This window comes from Alicyclobacillus acidoterrestris (genome assembly GCF_022674245.1).
GTDB lineage: Bacteria > Bacillota > Bacilli > Alicyclobacillales > Alicyclobacillaceae > Alicyclobacillus > Alicyclobacillus acidoterrestris.
On the sequence record NZ_CP080467.1, the window covers coordinates 3,834,541 to 3,852,323 of the forward strand.

Below are 17,783 nucleotides of genomic sequence, written 5' to 3' on the forward strand. Positions count from 1 at the left end.
GATACTTGTAATTCTGCGCGCCTTGCGCGAATCCCTGTCGGGCGCAGCAGTACCGATCACAAAGCGCAACCACGAAACATGCCTCACCAGATGACACAAGCGAGTGCCCATGAATATGTTGCTTAGAGTCTTTGACCGTGTGAAAGGAGACGAGCACCGTGTTCATCTACACTGTACAACCAGGGGACTCCGTGTTTCACATCGCGGCAAAATTTCAGGTCTCGATGAGCGCGCTCAGCACGGCGAATGGTGTCGCCAATACACCGCTCATTCCAGGCGAATCCTTGTTTATTCCGTCGTCGGTGTACATCGTGCAGCCCGGCGACTCCTTATACACCTTGTCGCAAATGAGTTTCACCTCAGAATCCGCACTCCGCGCGGCAAACCGTTTGCCTTCCGATAACCTGACGCCGGGCATGCGCCTGTACATCCCGCCGCGGCCGAAGTATCCCATCGAGGGCCTCAGCTATCTCGTGCCAACCACTCCGTCACAGGATCAATCCATGGCGAACCTCTTCGCGACATACAACGCGTACTACGGCATCTTTGAGTACCACTTTTACGCCAATGGCGATTTAAGCACGCTCGATGACAGCGTTTTTGTGGCCGCCGCGCGAAATAACCATGTCGCGCCTTTGGCCACCATCACGAACCTTACCGCGCAAGGGTTTAGCGGATCGCTCGCGAGTCAAGTCCTCAACTCCCCGAGCGCTCGCCAACGCCTCATCAACAACATCCTGTACCTGAGGACTTCACACCAATTTGCGGGCGTCAATGTGGATTTCGAGGAGGTATTAGAGGGGGATCGCGATGCATACACGGGCTTCCTCCACCAACTGAAACAAGCGCTGAGTCCGCGCGGTTACTACACCTCTGTCGCCTTGCCGCCAAAGACCAGCGACAACGTACCATGGCTGCGCGGGTACGACTACGGCGGCATCGGCAGCGTCGTTGATTTCGCCTTCATCATGGCCTACGATTTCCACGAAGCGCACACACAACCTGGGCCGGTCGCGCCGATCACTGGCGTCACCCAGACCATCGAGTACACGCTCCAATACATGCGCGCGAACAAAATCATCCTCGGTGTGCCACGCTACGGCTACGACTGGATTCTCGACGCAAACGGAACGGCCACATCCGCATCAGCGGTCTCGGTGTCCTCAGCGGTTCAAACCGCGCGGCAGTACCAAGTGCCCATCCAATTCTCTACCCAGGACCAGCAGCCCTACTTCCGCTATCAAGATACAAGTGGCCGCTCACACGTCGTCTGGTTCGAAGACGCCCGCGCTCGGGCAGCCAAGTTCCAACTGGTCGTCAACTACCGCCTGCGCGGCGTCGGCGCCTGGCAGCTTCAATTTGAATTTCCGCAAGCGATTCCCCTGATTCAGGAATTCTTCACGCCGAAAAAGATCATTTAACGCGCCACAGCGAACAGGCCGCTGCACGTGGAGCGGCCTGTGAGGAGGATCGGTGGAGTGGCGGATCGGGGGGACCCTGGGCCAGCGGTGAGGGGGCGGATCGGGGGCCCTTGGCCGCGGTGAGGGGCGGATCGGCGGCGGTTCGGCGGCGGATCGGAGGAATTAAGGTCACTTTTCTGCCTTATTCCTGCCATTTCAGGGGACATCGCGCCGATAAGACAAATTTTCGACCTTAATCCGCCTCAAACTACCCAAAATCCGCCCCTTCGTGGTAGATAAGGCAGATTATCTACTCTATTTCCGTGTCATCCGATGGCGTAAAATAGTTTGTGTAAGCAGTCCACAAAATAGGAAAAGTAGGGTATCCTCAAGATTGCTGAAGTCCAGAGGAGATGACCCTACTTTGTATCAGACTAACAAAGAGTTGCTTGCCGCACAACTGGAAATGGAAATGTCGAAGTTCATCCAAGAGCGTTTGGAGCTCATTATGCGTGAGGAGATCCACAACTTCCTGACGGTAGAGCATCCGGAATTGAAGAACAGTCGCAACGGATATTACACGAGGACGCTGGATACACGGTTTGGGCGGATTGAGGATTTACATGTTCCTCGAGACCGGGAAGGTGAGTTTCAAACCAGCATATTTGAGCCGTATAGTCGGCGAGATGCTTGGTTGGAAGAAACCATCATCGCAATGTACAAGGGCGGTATGAGTACGCGTGAGGTGGGGCAATTCATTGAACGGATGCTTGGTGTTCAATACTCGCCGACCACCATTAGCAACATCACGAATATCGTATTACAGGATGTAGATGCTTGGCGCAAGCGCCCCTTAAAACGACGGTACTCTGTCGTGTACATGGATGGGATGTATGTGGCGCTCAAGCGGGATACCGTGGACAACGAATCCATCTATGTCGTGATGGGAATTGATGAGGATGGACACCGAGAAATCCTTGGCTACTATGTGGGTGGCACGGAGAGCGCTACATCTTGCCGAGAGATTTTCAATGATCTGCGTGCGCGTGGGCTTGAGGAAATCCTGATTGGTGTAGCAGATGGGTTGACCGGACTGCAGGAAGCCTTCTTATCCGTCTACCCGAAGGCCGATTTCCAACGCTGTGTTGTTCACAAATTACGCAACATCATTGTGAAAGTCCGAGCCAAGGACAAGGCAACGGTTCTTGCGGATTTGAAGGGCGTATATTCCAGTGAGACCTACGAGGAAGCGCTAGGATGCTTCAGGCAATTCGAGAGCAAGTGGAACGCGAAGTACCCACGTGAGGTGCAGTCGTGGCGAGAGGACTTGGACAACCTCCTGGTCTTCTATAAGTACCCTGCAGCGATACGGTATGCTATCTATACGACTAACGCGATCGAGCGGACAATTAAGGAAATCCGCAAGAGAGTCAAGCCAATGAATAGCATCGCGAACCTTGAGGCGGCTGAGAAGATCGTGTATCTGTTCGCAACAGGCTATAACGAGAAATGGTCGAAACGCGCCTTGCGGGGATTTGCGGATACAGGTACCCAGAAGCGCCTCCGTGAGATGTTTGCTGAAAGGTACGGTACTGAGGAAACGAAATAAAGCCTGTGGATTTGATGGACAACCCAAGAATAGGGTTGCCCACAAGCTCCACAGGCTCTGCACAGGGGAAGCCGCTTCGCTCCTCCCCTCTGGCCAAAGGCCATTCACCCCTCCCACTCAGGCTGTAAGACGTGAGGGATGGATATATTTACCTTGGTAACGTACAAGACAGCAAGGTGCCTGTTCGGAATATTCAACGAAGAGACTTAAAAAACACGAAGACTCGCAATGATGAGGATCTCCCCTGATTCCTACATGCGGATTTACACAGACTTCTTGACGCTACCTGTCATCCGGGGCATCTGTCTTAATAAGACATCCCCGCCCGCATTCGGCCAGTCAACAGTGGACATTCGCACGCTCATTGCACCATCCCAACGCATACTACGCGCAAAGCGACGGTCGATCACGCCGCAACAGGCACACCCACGCCCCATGACGCCCCCACGCACCCCCACGCACCCCCACGCACCCCCACGCACCCCCACGCACCCACACGACGCCCGGGCCACGCCCGCCCCGCTGCTCTACGCTTAGCCCCTGGCACGCGGCGTGCGGTTCACGAGATAGATGCTGACGACAATCAGCACAAGCCCAATCAGCAGGTAATCTGTGAACGGCTCGTGCAGAAACAACGTGCCGAGGAAAATTGCGATGAGCGGCACAAGGAACGTGAACGAGGCCACTTTGCTGGCGTCGCCGGATCGGACCAAAGTAAAGAAGACCACCCACGAGATAGGAATGCCAAACACTGCGCCGTAGATGAGGCCGCAGAGATACGGCGCGTTCCAAACGATACTCGACCAGTGCTCGAAGCCGGATCCGACGGCGGTCATCACCAACCCACCGATACCGCACTGAAAGGCCACCAGCCACAAGGCGTCCACGCGGTTGCCAATCTTTTTCACATAGATGGTTCCGATTGCCCACCCGACGGCGGTCGCGATAGCCAGGATGATGCCGATTGGCGAGACGTGCCCCGAGATGCTCGAGACACTAATGACACCGACGCCAACGAATCCGAGGAGCAGCCCGACCAATTTCAAAACCGACAGCCGTTCGCCGAGCCACAACCATGTCAGCAAACCAATCAGCACTGGCTGCAAATACACAACCACCGTAAACAATCCCTCAGGCAAATAGCGCAAACCGACAGTCTGCAGACCATAGAACACGATCGCGTTAAAAAAAGCAGCAATGAGATAAATATGCCAAGTTTGTTTCCATCGAATTTCCCGGTACTTCGGCAACCTCACGATACCGAGCAGAATACCGCCAATCAGCGTTCGCAATCCGGCGAACAAAATGGGCGGCGTATCATTCAATGCAATTTTGTAAATCGGCCAACTGACTCCCCACATAATCACCAATGCGGCTATGAGGAGGACAGATTTGGTTCTCGACGCTCTCCCACGGTGAACCCTCCCCATCTTTGTGCACAAAGAGAACCGCTCATCGCAGTCATGCGGATGAACGGTTCTTCATATACCCTTTGACTCGTACGCACAAACCCAAATGACGGTATGCCGTCACATTAAACGACTGGGAACCAGCCCGGCGTGTTGATAATCGCCTGCCAAAGCGGTTCAGGTATCACCAGGGTTTCGCGGTCATTCTTCGACAGCGTGGTTCGGATTTCGGACTCGCGTCCTTGCTCCACCTTTTCTACCCAATCCGGTTCCATGATAAGTTCGCGACCGAGTGCAATCAGCGGCACCCCTGTCTCCAGTGCCTTTCGTGCTTCGTCGGGTGTATGAATCGATCCGACCCCCATCACCGGCACCCGCTCACCCACTTGCCGCTGAATCAACGCCAACCGGGTCTGCGACGTATCCGCACCCGTATGCGGCTTCGACCAAAAGTCCATCAACGAGACGTGTAGATAATCGAGTGGCTGATCCGCCAATCGATCGACCAACGCCAGCGTATCGTTCATGGTGATACCAGGCGTTGTCGGCTCCTCAGGAGAAAACCGGTAGCCAACCAAAAACGGTCGATTTGCGTGTTCACGGACCACCCGCGTCACTTCATCGACAATCGCCAATGGGAAGGCCATACGCTTTTCCAGACTGCCACCCCATTCGTCGGTACGACGGTTGGAATGCGGTGAGAAAAACTGCTGTATCAAGTAACCATTGGCGCCGTGAATCTCGACCCCATCGTACCCAGCCTCGATAGCACGCCGCGTGGCTTCGCCAAACGCCGTCACAATATCGCGAATCTCCGCGTCCTCAAGCGCGCGCGGGACGACGGCACCCTCTGCCTCATTCGCCACGGCACTGGCGCTGACGACGTCGCCATTTGGCACCAGTTCTGGCGGGCAACTGCGGCCACCGTGGAAAATCTGCAGCACCGCCTTCGCGCCCTTCGCCTGAATCGCTTGCGCGAGGCGCCGCAAACTCGGAATCATCTCATCCCGATGCGCTGCAAATTCGCCATGGAATCCCTTTCCATTTTCCGTCACGTTCGCGCAGGCTGTAATGACCATGCCGACGCCGCCCGATCGGCGAGCGTAATATGCCACCTCATCATCCGACACCGTACCGTCATCGTGGGACGAAAAGTTGGTCATCGGCGCCATGACAATTCGATTCTTAACCTCCACGCCACTTCGCAGCGTCATCGATTGAAATAACGGTTGATACACTGAATTCACTGCACTTCGCTCCTTGTCAAAAGGCAAGTTTCTCTCTCATCATGCCCCGAATGGCACTCCTCTACCATCCTACTAGTTACAAAAAGGAAGTGCAAATGCTGGGCGCACCAAAAGACCACAGCCCATTCACAGAGGCTGTGGTCTATTTGGTCCATTCGAAAGATATGGTATTGCGTCGCCGAAATCAGACGAACGCGTCTTGTCATCCATCACATCGGAGCTGGTGCAGCATCCAGTCAGATACCGCTCGACGATTAGTCGAGGTTAATCCACACGTCCTTCACTTCTGTATAGTTGTTCAACGCATACGATCCCATCTCGCGCCCGATACCGGATTGCTTGTATCCGCCAAACGGCGCCGCCGCATCAAAGGCATTGTAGCAGTTCACCCACACCGTTCCGGCTTTGAGCTTGCTGGCTACGTAGTGTGCACTGCGCACGTTTTCCGTCCACAATCCAGCCGCCAATCCATACTCGCTGTTATTGGCGCGGCGAATCACTTCGTCGAGGTCTTCAAACGGCATCGCCGCGACGACAGGTCCAAAGATCTCCTCTTTGGCAATCGCCATATCGTCTTGCACATTGGCAAAAATCGTCGGCGATACAAAGTACCCTTGGTCGTACGGACGTTGCCCGCCTACGAGCAGTTCTGCACCGTCGTTCAAACCGCTGTCAATGTACCCCAACACCTTGTTCTGCTGCTCGTCGGAGACCAGCGGCCCCATTTCCGTGTCCGCTTCCAGGCCATTGCCTTGGCGGATATTCTTCGCCAACGACACCAAGTCCGCCACGACGTTGTCGTACGATTTCTTCTGAATGAAGAGCCGTGATCCTGCGCAGCAAACCTGCCCCTGGTTAAACATAATCCCCATCAGGGCACCCGGAATCGCGCGCGACAAGTCGGCGTCGGGCAAAATGATATTCGGGGACTTGCCTCCGAGTTCCAGCGTCACGCGCTTCAGCGAGTCCGCCGCCTGACGCATAATCAACTTCCCAACTTCAGTCGATCCCGTGAAGGCCACCTTGTTCACCTGCGGGTGATTGACGAGGGGCGCCCCAGCCGTTTCGCCAAAACCAGGCACCACGTTCACGACGCCGTCGGGGAACCCGGCTTCCTGTACCAATGACGCGAGGTACAAGGCCGACAACGGCGTCTGCTCAGCCGGTTTGAGCACGATGGTACATCCCATCGCGAGCGCCGCGCCCATCTTCCACGCCGCCATCAAAAGCGGGAAGTTCCAGGGGATAATCTGCCCCACGACACCGACCGGCTCGTGACGCGTGTAATTGAAAAAGTTCCCATTTACAGGAATCGTTTGCCCGACGATTTTTGATGCCCAACCTGCGTAATATCGAAAATGCTCAATCGCGAGTGGCACGTCTGCATTCGTCGTCTCCCGAATGGGCTTGCCGTTGTCCAGCGTGTCAATCTGAGCCAATTCCTCTTTATGCGCTTCCATTAAATCCGCTAGTTTATACAGAAGCCGCCCGCGTTCGGCGCCGCTCATGGTCGACCATGGGCCCTCGTCAAACGCGCGGCGGGCAGCAGCCACAGCGCGATTGATATCCTCGGCCTCGGCCTCAGACACAACCGCCAGCACTTCGCCCGTTGCTGGATTTACCGTTTCAAATGTCTTTCCTGATGCAGAAGGTACAAACTTCCCATCGATGAACAGTTCCTTGGTCCCACGGAGAAACGCAACGACATTGTCATGAACGTGTAACTGGTTTACCGCCATTCAACTTTGCCCTCCTTGGTTCTAAAGTAAAGTGTTCGAAAGACCAATGGAAATCGCTTTCATAAACATCATAGGCATTTTCAAATTGTTGGTCAATTGAGAATTTTGTCGATTTCATAGCTGTTTTGAAGAAATCTGTCGTCCACGCGAAACAAGCGCGATGTGTTGCAGTTGAGTTGCATCAGTAGAACTCCGTCATTCAATTTCGTAAAATAGTAAATGTCAAATCATTCAGGAGGATCGCATAGACAATGACCGAAAAGACCACAGCAGCTTATGGCAGTTGGAAATCCCCTATCACATCCGACTTGATTGTACAGGGAACTACGCCCGTCGTCAGTGCATCGTTTCACGACGGTGTGCTCTACTTTATCGAAGCAAGACCCGCAGAGCAGGGACGCAATACGATACTTGCACTCGGTGCAAATCAGGAAGTTCGGGAGTTGACCAAAGCCCCATACAACGTCCGCACACGCGTTCACGAGTACGGTGGCGCACCGTACGTCGTACACCAAGGCGAAGTTATCTTCTCAAACTTTGCCGACAACTTACTCTACCGACGCGCGGCAGATGGTCAGATTTCAGCCATCACGTCGAATTCGAACCACCGCTATGCCGACGGTGTCGCCCATCCAACGAGTGGGCGGTTGTTCTTCGTGCGCGAAGATCATACCAAATCTTCCATTCAAGCCGAGACCACGCTCGTCACCATGAACCTCGATGGCAGCGATGAGCGCGTCATCGTCCAAGGCAACGACTTCTATTCCAATCCGCGCTTGAGTCCGGATGGCAAAAGGCTCGCCTGGTTGACCTGGAATCATCCCAACATGCCCTGGGATGAGACGAGCCTTTGGATTGGCGACGTAGCCGCGGATGGCAGCGTCACAAACGCCGTACAAGTCGCAGGGGGTAACGGCGAATCGGTCATCCAACCGAAATGGTCCCCAAGTGGTCAACTCTACTACGTATCGGACAAGTCGAACTGGTGGAACTTGTACCGCCTAGAAGAGGGACAAGCAAAAGCCCTCTACCCGATGGACGCTGAATTTGGCGTGCCCAGTTGGCAGTTCGGCTTCTCCAACTACGACTTTTTGGATGACTCGACTATCCTCGCGGCCTACACGCAAAACGGTACCTGGTACTTGGCGAAAATCCATGTGAACGAGGGTAAACTGACAGTCATTGACACCCCATACACCTCCTTTTCGTCAGTGCACACAAACCGTCATTCCAACCATCACGATGCTGTATTCATCGCCGCGTCACCGACGACGTTCCCGAGTGTCGTTCGCTTTGATGTGAGAAACAACACCGCAAATGTCGTGCGCTCCTCTGGAGATCTGTCCATCGACACCGCCTACCTGTCCATCCCGGAGGCCATTGAGTACCCAACCGAGGGCGGGAAAACGGCGCACGCCATCTATTACCGGCCAAACAATCGCGATTACCAAGCGCCGGTAAACGAGAAACCGCCGCTCCTCGTGCACGTGCACGGCGGTCCGACGTCCGCCTCGTCACCTGTCTTGGACTTGTCCACGCAGTACTGGACGAGCCGCGGATTCGCGGTGGTTGATGTAAACTACGGCGGATCCACCGGATACGGCCGCGAGTACCGAGATCGTTTAAAAGGCAACTGGGGCATAGTCGATGTCCAGGATGCCGTCAGCGCAGTGCGCTACCTCATTGACAAGGGCGAGGTTGACCCACAACGCGTCGCCATTGCCGGCGGCAGCGCTGGCGGCTACACGACGCTCGCGTCGCTTGTGTTCACGGACGTCTACGCGGCGGGCGCAAGCCATTTCGGTTTAAGCGAACTGGAAATCTTCGCCCAGGAAACGCACAAATTTGAATCGCGCTACATGGACGGCCTTATCGGTCCCTATCCAGAGGCCAAGGACGTGTACTACAACCGCTCCCCCATCAACTTCACGGACAAATTGTCCTGCCCGGTCATTTTCTTTCAGGGATTGGACGACAAAATTGTCCCACCCAATCAGGCCGAGTTGATGGTTGACGCACTCAAGAAAAAAGGACTGCCGGTCGCCTACGTCGCATTCGAAGGTGAAGGCCACGGCTTCCGCATGGCGCAGAACATCAAGCGTTCACTCGACGGTGAATTCTATTTCTACAGCCGAGTCTTTGGTTTCACACCTGCAGATGAGATTCCTCCCGTCCATATCGACAACCTGTGAGAATCCCCTTTGTATCATCCTCGGTCGCACGAAGAGGCTGGCGAACACCAGCCTCTGACCGACGCGCAATTCAGAATACACGAGCCCGCTTGTCCCCCATCCATAGGCGATTTTCTATCCGGATGAACCTGTGTTACGATGCACCAGTAACAAATCCATATCAGGTATCATAATGGAACTGAATTATGGCAAGAGAGGGGCTATGCAACACAATGAGCACCATGAATCCCACATCCGCAAATCCCGTCCCGCGCCGTGGCAACATGGCACTGTACGCGTTGACGGTCGGCGCATTTGGGATTGGCATGACCGAATTTATCATCATGGGGCTGCTGCCAAACGTGGCAGACAACCTACACGTCACAATACCCGCGGCCGGATTGCTCATCACGGGCTACGCACTAGGCGTGGCTATCGGAGCGCCCATCCTGACCGTCGCCACACACAAAATGCCGCGCAAGGCACTCCTACTGATGTTGATGGGCATTTTCATTGTCGGCAACGGGCTGTCCGCATTGGCACCGAACTATTCCGTCCTCATGATCGCGCGAGTGATTGCGGCATTGGCGCATGGCTCCTTTTTCGGAGTCGGATCCGTCGTCGCCTCCGAATTGGTTCCAAAAGAACGGCGTGCCGCCGCCATCGCGACCATGTTTACGGGACTCACGCTCGCGAACATCCTCGGGGTGCCCATCGGGACATTTCTCGAGCAGCACTACGGGTGGAGATCGACATTTTGGCTCATTACAGCCCTTGGCTTTGTAGCACTCTTGGGGATTATTCAACTCGTTCCGCGCGTAGAAGCGGCAACTTCGAGCCTGAAACAGGAACTATCCGTACTGCGCAGTCCGCGCGTGATTGTCGCCTTGTGTATGACCGTCTTTGGCTTTGGCGGCGTCTTCACCGCGTTCACGTATATTACGCCTATCCTTGAGAACATCACGAAGTTCTCGCCTGGCATGGTATCTATCATCCTCGTCATCTTCGGCGTCGGCATCACTGTGGGAAATATCTACGGCGGAAAGCTCGCAGACAGGAAACTGATGCCATCCCTGACGGGTATTCTCGTTCTGCTCGCAATCATTTTGGCAGTGTTTAGCATCACCGATGAGAACAAGCCGCTCGCCATCTTCACCATCCTCGTGTGGGGGGCTGCCGCCTTCGGCATTGTTCCAGGGCTGCAAGTGCGCACGCTCAACGTGGCAAAAGCGGCGCCGACCGTCGCTTCAGCACTCAACATCGCCGCGTTCAACCTCGGCAACGCGGGCGGCGCATTTCTTGGCGGCGTGATCATCAGCGGCATCAGCCTTCGCGCCGTGCCCATTGCCGCCGCGCTAATTACCGTCGTCGGCATTCTTCTAGCGCTCGTCAGCATGCTCCAGGACAGAGCGCGCCGCGCCTAGCTGAAGGCCTGACGTTGTGGTGACGAGTCATACAGCAATGTAAAACGAAGACGAACGCGGCGTTCCAATCCACCGCGTTCGTCCCTTCATAAAATAAAGCGCTCGATTCAATTACAAGTCCAGGTGACTCGCACTCTGTTCATCAAGAATCACTGTGACGTCCTTATGAAGTTGTAAAATGCTCGCCGGAACATCTGTACGAATTCCATCTTTCAGTGCTTCACGGATAATTTCAGCCTTATGCTCTCCGAACGCCAAGAGAATGATTTGTTTCGCTTGCAATATCGATTGCACGCCCATTGTGATGGCTTGCCGAGGAACTTCCTCTTCATTTTGAAAAAATCGCGCGTTCATCTTAATCGTTTCCGCTGACAAGTTTACGACGTGTGTACCTGTGATCAGCGTATGACTGGGTTCGTTAAAACCAATATGTCCGTTCACACCAATACCCAATATTTGAATATCGATAGGGTTTTTTCGTATCACTGCATTGTACCGTTCGCATTCTGCTGCTAAGTCCGATGCGATTCCATTGGGTAAATGAGTCGATTCTGCAGGAATCCCCACCTTTGAAAACAGATGCTCATTCATGAACGCACGATAGCTTTGCGGATGGTCAGGTGCAAGTCCGATGTATTCGTCTAAGTTCAGCGTCGTGACATGGGAAACATCCAGCCCACAACGAACCAGATTCACAAATGCTTCATATAAAGGGATGACCGTTCCGCCCGTCGCCAGGCCGAGGACGGGTCGCTCCTTAGAGGTGACAACTCGTTCCAGTATCGACGCAGCATAAATGCCTGCATCGGACGGCGTACGAAACACTCGAATATTCATGTTCTCTCCTCCATCTTCGCATCTTCTCCTGATGGGATTATCATCTTTCATCTATAGCGTACTATTCACCAGATTCAGCCGATGGTGTTGCATAAACCTCCTGAATGACTTTCTTTCCAAAAGGCCATTCCTTCTTCCGATATGCCCAAATCAAGAATGCAATGATACCCAGAGCAGTCCAGATCATCGCTAGACGGATGGCCGACCAGCCGGACGAGTAAAACACGTAAGCCCATCCAATGAAAGCGAGAATACTCGGAATCGGGTACAGCCATTGACGAAATGGTCGTTTCAAGTTCGGTTGACGTTTCCTGAGGACCGTTAAGGCGACAATTTGTCCCATAAATTGAATCACGATTGCCATTGCCATCAGCGCATTAATGATTGTGGTTAAGTTAAAGAAGCAGCAGATGGCCATGATGACACCCATCACGAGAAGACTCACATGCGGGAAATTCAGTTTCGGATGCAACTTAGCAAAGGATTTAAAGAACAAACCGTCACGCGCCGCGTTATAAGGAAGTCGGGAGGCCCCAAGAAGACCCGCGTACACAGATGCAAAACAAGTCCAAATAATTAACACCGTGATAATAATCGCGCCAGGACGCCCCCAAACGCTTTGAACCAACTGCGTACCGATATCGGTACTCTTCATCGCCGTCTGCCACGGGATGTTTCCGATGATGCCTATGTTCATGCTGAGATCGATCATAGCGACGAATAGAATCGCCATGAGAATCGCACGAGGAATCGTCTTACCGGGATTGGAAACCTCATCTCCAAGGTACGACGCCGTGTAGTAGCCCAGGTAGTCGTAAATCGAAAGCAACATTCCACTCCCGAGGCCAAGCAGGAATTTCGACGGCGCAAATGCGTTAGGTGGGAACGAGAAAGCGACATGCGCATTAAAGTGTGTAGAAGCAGCAATGATGACCATCACGACCGTGAGGATGACACCTATCCACAACACAGTCGTCAACTTTGCGACAGAATGAATTCTCCGCCAGAGCAGCGCTATGGTCATGATCGTAATAAAGACTGCGACCAATTTAGACTCAAGGCCTGTCATGTGCGGGAAGAAGTATCCCAGGTACTGCGTAAGACCAATTGCACCCGTGGACATGATGAGGGGTGTGACGATAATCGTAGACCAGATAAAGAGAAATGGCATGAGTTTGCCCGACCGATATTGGAACGCTTCCCGCAAATACACGTATGTCCCGCCTTCGCCGGGCATTGCGGATCCCAATTCACTCCAGACCAATCCATCCAGCGCCGCTAGAATGGCGCCTGTCATCCAACCAAAAACAGCCTGAGGGCCGCCCATTTCCTGCAAAATAATCGGTATCGTAATAAACGGGCCAGCCCCCATCATCTGTGACATATTGGTGGCCGTGGCTTGAAATAGGCCGATGCCACGTTCCAATCTTTGTCCTTCTCGTTGAGCCATGATAGTTCACCTCATGAATACGAATTAAACATACGTTCCGTACATATCAAAAATCGGACTTGCTGCTGCGCCATAAGCGCCTGCCAGTTCCCCCAACTGCGCTAACGCCAGATTCGTTCGAATCGGCATAATTTGTTTCAAACGCCGATCAATTTCCGTGAGAAGCGTATCTCCAACCTGCATAACACCACCACCAAGAATAATCTTGCCCGGATTGACCAAGGCAACCATATGTGACAACGCAAAAGCCAAATACTTCACTGTTCTATCTACAATGAATTGACCCAATTCATCGCCCAGACGGGCAGCTTCGAACACCGATTCCGCCTGAATTTCTCCACGTTTCAGTCGAGAATTCGGAAATTCACTCAAGTGCGCTTCCGCCTCGATTCGAATTCCCGTTCCCGATGCCAGCTTCTCCAGGGCCCCAAATTCGGCGACATCACTTTGGAGGTTTGTGAAAGGATCTACCGGGACATATCCAACCTCCCCCGCATACCCCGCAACACCGCGATGAATTTGTCCGCCTATCATCAACGCAGCCCCAATTCCTGTGCCGATTCCCACAAAAATCACATCCTCGTCCTCACCGCCAGCACCCATCCACATTTCACCGAGAAGCGCCATATTGACGTCGTTATCGACGATAATTGGCTCGGGCAAATACGAGCGAAACGCTTCGTTGAGATTGACGTTGATCCAATTTAGACCCGGTGCAGCGATGACAGTCCCCTCCGCATGATTGACGAGACCTGGTGCCCCAATTCCGGAACCCACAATTTTGTCCAGTGAAACACCCGACTCCTCAAGAAAGGCTTGGGCCTCGTTGCGCAAATGCTCTACGATATCCCGCCCAACGCCATGCGATGAAATCTTTCGCTGAGCGATAACAGCCCCACTTAAATCCGTGATCATAAACATCGTCTTTGTCCCACCGATGTCCATTCCAAACGAATATCGGGCTGTTGGAACAAACTCCAATCGAACGGACGGACGCCCACCTTTAGACGTTGAGTTTCCGGTACCGATCTCGCGAACAAACCCTTCTTCAATTAAAGAATCGACGATTTCGGAGACAACCGACCGGCTAAGCTCCAAGCGCTTTGCGATGTCCGCTCTTGAAATGGGGTGATTCAATCGCACCTCCTTCAACACGTTTGCTCGATTCACATTGCGCACGACTGTCCCCATACGCATTTCTCCACACTCCCAAGCGGGTTTGTTTGTTCTGGTACCAAACAAACTGTTTTTGATTTATTGTACAGCTAAACCGCCGATATGTAAACGCATTCAAATATAAGTTTAGACATGGTTGAATAGGTACTTCCTTTATCGTGTTCTCAAGGAAATTCATGTTATCTATGAGGACCTGATGTGAAGAGACGTTCAAGATGCACTGCACCAAGTAAGCTCCTCGAACAAGGTGGATGCAATATGTAGAATGAACTGCGCACGACCAGGGTATTCAGGTCAATGACATACCATGGTGCAGCCATCGGGATATTAAAGTCGCTAACAACTGTTCGGCTTCTGATCGCAAAGGTGCGAATTGAATTAAAAAAACCGTTCTACCTACCGCCGAAAATGAAGACGAACGCGGCATATGGAAATGCCGCGTTCGTCTTCATGGTTCATTGATTAGAAACAGAATACCATCGTCGCTGTGTTCCTAGGTTTATCCACCAGGGCTGGCGTATACAACATCTCACGTCACCACTGGAATCTCGCAGCGGCGACTTGCAAGTCTCCTGCCATCTGGCTCATTGTCGAGGCACTCCTCGACACTTCCTCCATCATCGACAACTGTTCCTCGCTGGACGCGGCGACGGTCTCAATCGCCTCCGATTGCGAAGATGAAATGGCGACCAACGACTGCATGAACTCGTCCACAGTTCCGGCTTGTTCACTAATTCCTTCCGCCGCCGCGTGGACGTTTTGCACGCGCTGTTCCAAGTCATGAATATCCTCCACAATCGACAAAAACGACTGCTCCGTGGCCGTAACTGCCCGCGCGCCCTCCGAAACGTTGGCGGCGACTGACTCAATCGAAGACACAGACGCCTTTGCGTGCTGTTCCATCTCTACGACGACGCCGTGTATCCGTTCCGAGTCGTCGCTCGCCTGTTCCGCCAACTTGCGAACCTGCCCTGCAACAACGGCGAAACCGCGACCCGCGTCCCCCGCACGCGCAGCTTCAATCGCCGCGTTGAGCGCAAGCAAATTCGTTTGTTCCGCAATGGAACGTATGGCCTGACTCGTCGACATGACCTGCGAAGCCCAATGCGCCAACTCCTTCGCACGCTGCGACAATTCTTGTACCTCCCGTTCAATGTCGCCCATGCGCCGCGTGGTTCCAGCCATTTCGTCCTTGCCCGATTGCGCCTTGGAAAGCATTACCTGTGACAACTTACTTGTATCCAAGGACATCTCTTGAATCTGACGAACGGTTGCGAGCGTTTGTGCCATGGCTGCCTGCGTCTTTTGCGTCAGTTGGTGCTGTGTCTCGACAGCCCCTGCCATATCCATCACCACGGAGGCGTTTTGCTTCGACGCCAAACTCGTCTCACTGGCGCCCGTTCGCAACGACGATGAAGAGTCCGCCAAATCGTTGGAAACCTGTTTGAGTTGCACGAGAATGTCGCGGATGCTCCGCTTTGCGTCTTGTAGCGCCCGAACGACCAGCACTAAATCCGTTCGCCCAGCAACCTGCACGGCATGGTCTCCCAAATCGCCTCGTTGAAGTTGCATTACTTCGTGATACAAGATGCGAATTGGCCGAAATAATACTCGAAAGCGCCATTGTACTAAGAGCGCAAGCACAACAATCAGCAGAATGACGCCAATGAGGCTCGCCTCTAACCAAGTGGCATGCATTCGCGCAGCCATCCGCCACAAAATCAGATCCGCCAAAATCGCCCCCGCCGACGCCCCTAGCCAGTAACATGTGACTTCTCCCCGCAACTGACGCAAAAATGGCACATGCATTTCACGCCCACCGGGTGCCGCAGTCGGCGGTTTACCGGGGCCCTCTGGTTTACGCCCGCCTGCCGGTGGTGCGGCCTTTGACTGCAATGATTTCAATGTCGTCTCCATCGTCGTTCATCCTCTCAGCACAAACACTAAACGATGATTTCATAGCGAATAAATTCCAATCTCAGACTAGCAAGATTCACCAATATTCGACAGATGCAGATGGACTAGTAGAAATAGACTACAAAGGACTTGCGGCAGCAACACATGCGCTGTAGAATAACTCTCAACAAGAAAACAGAACATATGTTCGTATAAAATCCTCTAGTTTACGAAATCAGGTGAGGTCATGCGCAAGCCGCCCGTATTTGAGTCGATTGCACCAAAACAAGTGATGAATAAAGTCACGGCACCAGAGATGCCCTTCCAGTGGTCCATCAATCCCTATCGCGGATGCACGCACGGTTGCAGTTTCTGTTACGCGCGCGTCACGCACACGTACATGGGTCTCGCCGCAGACGATACATTTCGTCACCATGTCTTCGTCAAGGAAAATGCTGCTGATGTGTTAAACGCGCAACTTCGTCGCAAACTCAAACATCACCAAGGAGATTACGCAAGGCTCCAAAGAGACATTGGTCTCGTCAACATCGGTACCGCAACAGATCCCTATCAGCCCATCGAGGCACGTCAGCGAGAGACGCGTAAGTGCCTTGAGGTACTTGCGCACTACGGTATTCAAACATCCATCACGACGCGCTCTCCCCTTATCCGTCGCGATATCGACGTCTTGAAACACATGAACATCCAGTCCATCCATATCAGTGTCAATACATTAGACAAATCGGTTTGGCGAAACCTCGAACCGGCAACGCCAGCGCCGCAGAAACGGCTCGAAACCATCCAAACATTGGCGGATGCAGGTCTCCCTGTCGGTATCCTGCTTGCCCCTATCATCCCGCACCTGACGGATTCACGCGAACAATTACATGACGTCATTCATCTCGCGATTCAGCACGGTGCGCATTTTATCATCCCGTCGGTTCTTCGCCTGAGCGGGGAGGTAAAGACGTGGTTCTTGCAGACCATTCAACGACACTACCCCGAACTTGTCGGGAAATACCAGCGTCTATATAAAGGCGCCTATGCCCCACAGTCATATGTGCGGCCCCTCATGGACTCCGTGCACACCATGCTAGACGAACTGCAGATGACGACAGACATTCCAGCACGTCCTCTCTCCCGTTACAATACAGGGCAAGAAGACACTCGTTCGTCCGAGAGTGATGCGTTTACCGGTATTTCGTGTGTAAATAGAGAAGGAATGAACTCGCAGAGCGTACAGTTAACGCTCCCCATCTAACGATTGACGGCACTCCTGTGTTGGATATCAAGCCGTATATGGAGGAATTCGGACCAATCGGAGATGTACATCAACCGTATTGGTCAAGGGAGATGATGTCAAAGTACTATCTCTGACTGCAAAAAGCTCCTCATCATTGAAAAGCAGTCATTCAATTTTGAACG

At 53.2% G+C, this 17,783-nt stretch carries 12 protein-coding genes; 5 read left to right on the forward strand and 7 right to left on the reverse strand.

The genetic code is table 11. The features are described 5' to 3' along the window. Positions 1–158 precede the first annotated feature (158 nt). A complete protein-coding gene (locus K1I37_RS18850; protein WP_021295981.1) occupies positions 159–1,421 on the forward strand; it encodes a glycoside hydrolase family 18 protein in 1,263 nt (420 codons plus the stop codon). Positions 1,422–1,824: 403 nt separating this feature from the next. Continuing rightward, positions 1,825–3,009: an IS256 family transposase gene (locus K1I37_RS18855; protein ID WP_272496358.1), complete on the forward strand. Its 1,185-nt coding sequence runs from the start codon at positions 1,825–1,827 to the stop codon at positions 3,007–3,009. A gap of 533 nt (positions 3,010–3,542) precedes the next feature. Here the strand turns inward: K1I37_RS18855 and K1I37_RS18860 are convergent. From K1I37_RS18860 to K1I37_RS18870, 3 genes are all read right to left on the reverse strand, one after another. Next, positions 3,543–4,439: a DMT family transporter gene (locus tag K1I37_RS18860; RefSeq protein ID WP_081654272.1), complete on the reverse strand. Its 897-nt coding sequence runs from the start codon at positions 4,437–4,439 to the stop codon at positions 3,543–3,545. 104 nt (positions 4,440–4,543) lie between these two features. After that, positions 4,544–5,665, reverse strand: a complete 1,122-nt coding sequence (locus tag K1I37_RS18865; protein WP_021298371.1) for an NADH-dependent flavin oxidoreductase — start codon at positions 5,663–5,665, stop codon at positions 4,544–4,546. Positions 5,666–5,919: 254 nt separating this feature from the next. Continuing rightward, positions 5,920–7,404 (reverse strand): aldehyde dehydrogenase family protein, encoded by a 1,485-nt coding sequence (locus K1I37_RS18870; RefSeq protein WP_021298370.1) that lies wholly within the window; start codon positions 7,402–7,404, stop codon positions 5,920–5,922. A gap of 251 nt (positions 7,405–7,655) precedes the next feature. Here K1I37_RS18870 and K1I37_RS18875 point away from each other — a divergent pair, with 251 nt between their 5' ends. Both K1I37_RS18875 and K1I37_RS18880 read left to right on the forward strand, forming a co-directional pair. Next, the gene (locus K1I37_RS18875; RefSeq protein ID WP_021298368.1) at positions 7,656–9,596 is read left to right on the forward strand and encodes a S9 family peptidase; all 1,941 of its coding nucleotides are present in this window, start codon (positions 7,656–7,658) and stop codon (positions 9,594–9,596) included. Positions 9,597–9,808: 212 nt separating this feature from the next. Further along, positions 9,809–10,999, forward strand: coding sequence for an MFS transporter (locus K1I37_RS18880; RefSeq protein WP_021298367.1), 1,191 nt, complete (start codon positions 9,809–9,811; stop codon positions 10,997–10,999). Between the two features lie 111 nt (positions 11,000–11,110). Here the strand turns inward: K1I37_RS18880 and nagB are convergent, their stop codons facing one another. The 4 genes from nagB to K1I37_RS18900 form a co-directional block, all read right to left on the reverse strand. Beyond that, on the reverse strand, positions 11,111–11,836 hold the full coding sequence (gene nagB / locus K1I37_RS18885) for a glucosamine-6-phosphate deaminase (protein ID WP_021298366.1): 726 nt from the start codon (positions 11,834–11,836) through the stop codon (positions 11,111–11,113). A 61-nt stretch (positions 11,837–11,897) separates the two neighbouring features. Beyond that, entirely contained in the window at positions 11,898–13,286 is a 1,389-nt protein-coding gene (locus K1I37_RS18890; protein WP_021298365.1) for an APC family permease, read from the reverse strand. A gap of 24 nt (positions 13,287–13,310) precedes the next feature. After that, the gene (locus tag K1I37_RS18895) at positions 13,311–14,483 is read right to left on the reverse strand and encodes an ROK family transcriptional regulator (RefSeq protein WP_081654271.1); all 1,173 of its coding nucleotides are present in this window, start codon (positions 14,481–14,483) and stop codon (positions 13,311–13,313) included. 513 nt (positions 14,484–14,996) lie between these two features. Beyond that, positions 14,997–16,379 (reverse strand): methyl-accepting chemotaxis protein, encoded by a 1,383-nt coding sequence (locus K1I37_RS18900; protein WP_021298362.1) that lies wholly within the window; start codon positions 16,377–16,379, stop codon positions 14,997–14,999. A gap of 226 nt (positions 16,380–16,605) precedes the next feature. On the opposite strand from K1I37_RS18900, the gene K1I37_RS18905 reads away from it, so the two are divergent. Next, positions 16,606–17,619, forward strand: a complete 1,014-nt coding sequence (locus tag K1I37_RS18905) for an SPL family radical SAM protein (RefSeq protein WP_021298361.1) — start codon at positions 16,606–16,608, stop codon at positions 17,617–17,619. The last annotated feature ends 164 nt before the right edge of the window (positions 17,620–17,783 follow it).

Excerpts from the sequence above, each read along its gene's own strand:
- K1I37_RS18895 (WP_081654271.1), bottom strand. The coding sequence starts at position 14,483 with ATGCGTATGGGGACAGTCGTGCGCAATGTGAATCGAGCAAACGTGTTG.
- K1I37_RS18890 (WP_021298365.1), bottom strand. The coding sequence starts at position 13,286 with ATGGCTCAACGAGAAGGACAAAGATTGGAACGTGGCATCGGCCTATTT.
- K1I37_RS18900 (WP_021298362.1), bottom strand. The coding sequence starts at position 16,379 with ATGGAGACGACATTGAAATCATTGCAGTCAAAGGCCGCACCACCGGCA.
- K1I37_RS18870 (WP_021298370.1), bottom strand. The coding sequence starts at position 7,404 with ATGGCGGTAAACCAGTTACACGTTCATGACAATGTCGTTGCGTTTCTC.
- K1I37_RS18880 (WP_021298367.1), top strand. The coding sequence starts at position 9,809 with ATGAGCACCATGAATCCCACATCCGCAAATCCCGTCCCGCGCCGTGGC.
- K1I37_RS18860 (WP_081654272.1), bottom strand. The coding sequence starts at position 4,439 with ATGGGGAGGGTTCACCGTGGGAGAGCGTCGAGAACCAAATCTGTCCTC.
- K1I37_RS18905 (WP_021298361.1), top strand. The coding sequence starts at position 16,606 with ATGCGCAAGCCGCCCGTATTTGAGTCGATTGCACCAAAACAAGTGATG.
- nagB (WP_021298366.1), bottom strand. The coding sequence starts at position 11,836 with ATGAATATTCGAGTGTTTCGTACGCCGTCCGATGCAGGCATTTATGCT.
- K1I37_RS18875 (WP_021298368.1), top strand. The coding sequence starts at position 7,656 with ATGACCGAAAAGACCACAGCAGCTTATGGCAGTTGGAAATCCCCTATC.